The organism is Snodgrassella alvi, from assembly GCF_002777425.1.
In the GTDB taxonomy this organism is placed as follows: Bacteria; Pseudomonadota; Gammaproteobacteria; order Burkholderiales; family Neisseriaceae; genus Snodgrassella; species Snodgrassella alvi_B.
The window spans coordinates 1-5,979 of record NZ_MDVC01000105.1; the positions used below are offsets into that span (position 1 = coordinate 1).

Sequence of the window (5,979 nt, forward strand, 5' to 3'; positions counted from 1 at the left end):
AAGCATAGAACTAGTCGATAGCAGCGAACAACCGCAACAACCCACAACCTTCATCGATATTGCTGCTGGCATCTTTGGTGGTGCAGCACTAATAGCCAAAGAAATGGTCAGACCCACCGTTGCCTCTCCAGACCCACGGGCTGTCCCTAAAGAAGACGACAAAATCATTTGCCACAAACACCCATCCTCATTCTCCGATCTGGGTAGCAAATACTCCGAGAAATTACCAGATATCTCACCACTTGGCATTATCGAAGGCGGTATCGACATACTCAGCGCAGGCTGGGGCACATTAACCGGTAGTGCCGAATACATGGCCGAAGGCTCCAGCAAAGTCTACATCAACGGCCAGCCTGCCGTACGCAGCAACGACCGCAGCACCTGCGAAGCCAAAGTCACCGACAACTGCAAAGGTGGCGTCAGAGTTTCCAACAACGTGCGCATCGGTGGTGAACCCATTGTCGTGCGCGAAATCAAAAGCGGCAAACATCCCATCAACCTGATAGTTTCCGTAGCAACAGCGATATTGCGTCCCGGAAAACTGTGTACCAAAATAGTCTGCTTTGGGAAAGATTTTTTCACCGGTGTTGCTCTCAGCCATCTTACAGCACAAGGGACAAGGGCTGCATCAACTGTTTTTCTAGGCAATCCCGTCCATCTACCTACCGGCGCCAAAATACTTACAGACCAGGAAGAACTCGACTTCACCATCCCCGCCCATTTCCCCATCGAATGGCAACGCTTCTACAGCAGCAGAGACGAACGAACCCATAACATGTTCGGCGCCGGCTGGAGCGTCCCCTATGAAGTAGAAATGGAAATTTCCCCGCAGCCAGACGGCTCCTGCTCCGCCGTCTACATAGAAGAACAAGGCCGGCGCCTTGAGATCGAAGCCTTGCAGCCGGGCGAAGGCATCCGCGGTGTAAACGAAAACCTCACCATCCGCCGTGGCCAACAGAATCGCTGGATCATCGAAGACGATGACGGCATCTACCGCCTGTTTGAACCCGATCCCAACCAGCCTAATCGCCTCTACCTTACCCTGCTGCAAGACCGCAACGACAACCACCTGTTTATCTACCGCGATCAGCACAGCCGCATCAGCCACATCAGCGCCGACAACAACACCGCCACCATCTCCCTGCACTATCAGGATAAACGCCATCCCCAGCGCGTCACCCACATCAAAAGAGAACTAGCCGATGGCAGCAGCCAGCTACTGAGCCAGTACCACTACAACGAACAGGGTGACCTGCAACAAGTCATCGATGCAGAAAACCGCCCCACCAGAGAATTTGCCTACGACAACGGCCGGCGCATGATCTACCACCGTCTGCCCACCGGCTTGCAGTGTCATTACCAGTGGGATAGCTTCAGCGGATCAGATGGCATCGAATGGCGCGTCATCCGTCACTGGAGTGAAGCCGATGGCAAACGTCTGGAAGACTACCGCTTCCAGTATGACCTAAGCAAACGCCTGACTACTGCGTATGACAGCCTGGGTCGAGTAAGCCAGCATTACTGGAACGAAGTCTATCAACTCACCCGTTACATTGATGTCCTAGGGCAGACCACCGAATTTGACTGGAACGAAAATCAGCAACTGGTCAGCGTCACCGATCCGCAGGGTGGGAAGTGGCGCTACAGTTACGACGAACAGGGACGTCAAACTGAAGAAACCGATCCCCTCGGCCGTACCAGCCAAACCCAGTGGCTGCCACACTGGGCTTTGCCCACCATCAGCGTCGACCCCGATGGCAGCACATGGCGTTACTACTACGACCAGCGCGGCAACCTGCGCAGCGTTATCGATCCCATGAAACAGCGTACTCACTACCAGTACGACCTGCATGGCCAGATAGTCAAAATAACCGATGCGCGCGGTGGCAAAAAGTATCTGCGCTGGAATCAGAACGGCCAGCTAATCCAACATGTAGATTGCTCCGGTACCGCCACCCATCTCTATTACGATGCATCAGGCAATCTCAGCAGCATCTCCGACGCCCAATGCAACAGCAGCAAATACCAGTACAACGCTGCCGGCCAGCTTACCGGCGTTACCTTAACCGACGGCAGACAGGAACACTATCGCGTCAACAGTGCCGGCCAGCTACTGACCTATACCGACCCAGCCGGCCACAGCACCCACTACCAGCGCGACCCGCGCGGACTGGTGCACACCCGCATCGATGCTGCCGGACGCAAACTCGGCTTTAACTACGATGCCTATGGCCGCCTTAACACCCTCATCAACGAAAACGGCGAACACTACCAGTTTCAATACGATGCTGCCGACCGCCTGATCGAACAGACCGATCTGGACGGGCGTAAACAACAACTAAGCTATGATGCACTGAATAACGTCAGCGCCGTGCACTTTGCTGCCGGCAGCAGTGCCGAAATCACCCACCGCTTCAAACGCGATGCCATCGGCCGCCTGATCGGCAAATACACCACCGACGGCAACACCGCCTACCAGTACGACCAAGCCGACAACCTTATCAAAGTCGGCTACAAAAAAGCCGGCCTGCCCGCAGAAGCTGAACCCGACCTCATCACCTTCAGCTACGACCAGCTGGGCAACCTGCTGAGCGAAACCACCGCACAGGGCACCCTCAGCCACCAGTACGACCCACTGGGCAACCGCATCGCCACCACCCTGCCGGATGGGCGCACCATCAACAACCTCTATTACGGTTCCGGCCACCTGCACCAGATAAACATCGACGGCCACATCATCAGCGACATCGAACGCGACAACCTGCACCGCGAAGTATTACGCACTCAGGGACGCCTGAACACCCAGTTCAAATACGACCGCAACAGCCGGCTGCAACACAAACAGATACAGCGCAATCAGAATCCCATCCTGCCCGATATCCTCATCGAACGCAGCTTCCAGTACGACAACCTCGACCGGCTGGTAAGCAAAAAACACAGCAAACACGGCCAGACCGATTACTACTATGATCGCACCGGCAGAATCGAAGGCTGCCGCAACCAGAGATACTGGGAAACCCTGCAATATGATGCTGCTGCTAACCTATTAGACCACAGACGGCCAATAGAATTAGACCCCAGCAATCAGAATGTCATCCGCTACAACCAGCTCCTGAATTTCAGAGAACACCACTACAGCTACGACGAGCACGGCCGAACCCAAACCAAACAGAGCATCGGCGCCACCCAGCACTACCACTACGACGCTGAACACCGCCTGAGCGAAGTACGCATCGAACAACTAAACCACAGCCAGCGTTACGGCTACGTCTACGACGCCTTAGGCCGGCGTATCGAAAAGCATCAGATAGACCGCGACGGCCAACCTTACAATCGTACCCGCTTCCTGTGGGACGGCTTAAGAATGATTCAGGAAACCGGCCCGAATCACCCCACCAGCCTGTATATCTATACAGATCAGAACAGCTACGAACCACTGGCACGCATAGACACAGACGGCAACCATGAACAACATATCCGCTACTTCCACACCGACCTGAACGGGTGTCCGGAAGAGTTGACCGACAAAAACGGTAAAATACTGTGGGAATGCAGTTTTCAGTTATGGGGTAAACGGATTCATGAAATCGAACACGAACCCATAGAGCAGAATCTCAGATATCAGGGACAATATTTAGACAGGGAAACCGGCTTACATTACAATACTTTCAGGTATTATGATCCGGATATAGGACGCTTTACCCAGCCAGACCCGATTGGGCTGCTGGGTGGTTTGAATCTGTATCAGTATGCGCCTAATGGGTTGACTTGGATTGATCCGTGGGGATTGACGGTAAATCCAACCTCATGCTCTAAAAATGCAAAATCTTTACGAGAAGGCTCCCAAGGAACTGTAGTTACTGTAAAATCTAAAAAAGATGCTCACAATTTGTTAATAGAAGCTTTTCCAAATGCTCAAAAAGTAAGAGGAATTGGATCACAAAATGCATCAGGGATTAGAAAAAAACATAAGATTGAACAATTTAAGAAAAAAGACGATAAGGTTCGTTATAGAAAGGATTATCCTATTGATTCTAGTACCGGTCGTGTATATGGTCATGACGATCCCAAAGGAACAGGACATGGCTCTTTACCCCATATAAACATTAAACGTTCAGATGGAACAATGGTGAGGATAGATATAGATGGATAATGTTTCAATTGAAAATTTAATTTCTGCTATTGAAAAAGGCAAAGTTAGAGGGTTTGATGAGATCAAGGAAATAGACGGAGAGCGCTATTTATTCCAATACGCACTGAAAAAGAAAGATGGTTTATATAATACGTATCTTTTTTATATAATGGAAAAAAAAATGGAAATTATTGAGGATTATGGTGTAGAAGAAATAAACGAATTCTCAAATGTAACAGATGCTCTTAATTATTTTAAATCATTTGGTGTTAATATTCAATATTTTTCAAATATAAAAGGAACTTTGCCATTTTAACTAAGATACATAAACATCTAATTATTTTCTTAATTAAATATATATAATTACTCAAAAATACTTAAAATATTCTGATTGATATTTAGAAATAAAAACTGACTTAAATTAAATCACAATCTAAAAAAATCAGAATATTATCCAAAGTGCCTATATCTTCACCGATTCAAGTAGCTACGAACCACTGGCACGCATAGACACAGACGGCAACCATGAACAACATATCCGCTACTTCCACACCGACCTGAGCGGCTGTCCAGAAGAGCTAACCGATGCAAACGGTAAAATACTGTGGGAATGCAGCTTTCAGCTCTGGGGAAAACGGATTCATGAAATCGAACACGAACCCATAGAGCAAAACCTCAGATATCAGGGACAATATTTAGACAGAGAAACCGGCTTACATTACAATACCTTCAGGTATTATGATCCGGATATAGGTAGATTTACCCAGCCCGACCCGATAGGCTTAGCTGGCGGGTTTAACCTGTATCAGTATGCGCCTAATGGGTTGACTTGGGTGGATCCACTTGGCCTAAGAAAATGTACAACAGGTTTTAAAAACGCCAATGATGCGGGGCGAGCAGCACTTAGTAAATATAATCCAATGTCGATATTCAAAAATCGTGAATATGGTGGGATCATATTTAAAGCAAAAGATGGTACTTATGGCTATACAAGGGGGCGACTTGGTTCGGGTAGAACTGCACCAACATTTAAAGAATCAGCAGGAGGTTTACCTAAGGGCTCAACACCAGTTGGTCAATATCACACACATGGTGATTACTCTGATATTAATTTTAATCGAACGAATAAAGCTGGTGATGTTCATAATAGTGATAAATTTTCTAATAGTGATATTAGCATTCATAATCGTGCTAATAAAACCTTTCCTAATTATACCAATGTATTAGGAACACCAAGCGGGAGCTTTTGGAAGATATTTGGTAAAGTTAGTGGGCCAGATGATGCTATACCGTTATAAGGAAGTGCATATTATGTGTGAAAACTACATTTTTAAGCTTGATAAAAGATATACCCCTTTTCTATTTAAAGCTATAGAAGCAGCCAAAAATAGTGAGTTTGTTTCCAAATGTAAATATGATATTAATAATTTTTATATTTCTTTTAGTAATCATATAACGATAAAAAAAGAGATTAGATATTATACAATACGTTTCTATTCAAAAGAGATTACGCAAGATAATTGGATGGATGTTGGAGTTGGTGGAATAGAAATAGATGATATAAATGTTGATATAAATGTTGATACAGGTGAAGTAATTTACGTTTATGGGAGTCGCTGACCAGTTGATCGGTAAATACAATAATAGAAAGGTTCAAAGCGATTATCTATAAGATTTAACCATTAGAATTTAAATAAAAAATGCCAGTAGCACCCAGAATTCTAGCTACAACGCCCTTGGCCGGCGTATCGAAAAACATCAGCTAGACCGTGAGGGCCAATCCTACAACCGTACCCGCTTCCTGTGGGACGGGTTAAGAATGATTCAGGAAACCGGCCCGAATCACC

The 5,979-nt window shown here is 47.2% G+C and carries 4 protein-coding genes; all 4 read left to right on the plus strand.

Annotation, left to right across the window (positions count from 1 at the left end):
- On the plus strand, positions 1-4,153 hold a 4,153-nt coding region (locus BGI33_RS09900; RefSeq protein ID WP_100091018.1), incomplete at its 5' end, for an RHS repeat-associated core domain-containing protein.
- A complete protein-coding gene (locus BGI33_RS09905; RefSeq protein ID WP_180297031.1) occupies positions 4,146-4,448 on the plus strand; it encodes a hypothetical protein in 303 nt (100 codons plus the stop codon). The genes BGI33_RS09900 and BGI33_RS09905, both read left to right, overlap by 8 nt.
- Positions 4,449-4,668: 220 nt before the next feature.
- A complete protein-coding gene (locus BGI33_RS13875) occupies positions 4,669-5,430 on the plus strand; it encodes an RHS repeat-associated core domain-containing protein (protein ID WP_257379075.1) in 762 nt (253 codons plus the stop codon).
- 13 nt (positions 5,431-5,443) lie between these two features.
- Positions 5,444-5,752, plus strand: a complete 309-nt coding sequence (locus BGI33_RS09915) for a hypothetical protein (RefSeq protein ID WP_025315298.1) — start codon at positions 5,444-5,446, stop codon at positions 5,750-5,752.
- The last annotated feature ends 227 nt before the right edge of the window (positions 5,753-5,979 follow it).

What these genes read in the sequence shown, in the direction of transcription:
- BGI33_RS09905 (WP_180297031.1), top strand. Translation starts at nt 4,146, where the DNA reads ATGGATAATGTTTCAATTGAAAATTTAATTTCTGCTATTGAAAAAGGC.
- BGI33_RS09915 (WP_025315298.1), top strand. Translation starts at nt 5,444, where the DNA reads ATGTGTGAAAACTACATTTTTAAGCTTGATAAAAGATATACCCCTTTT.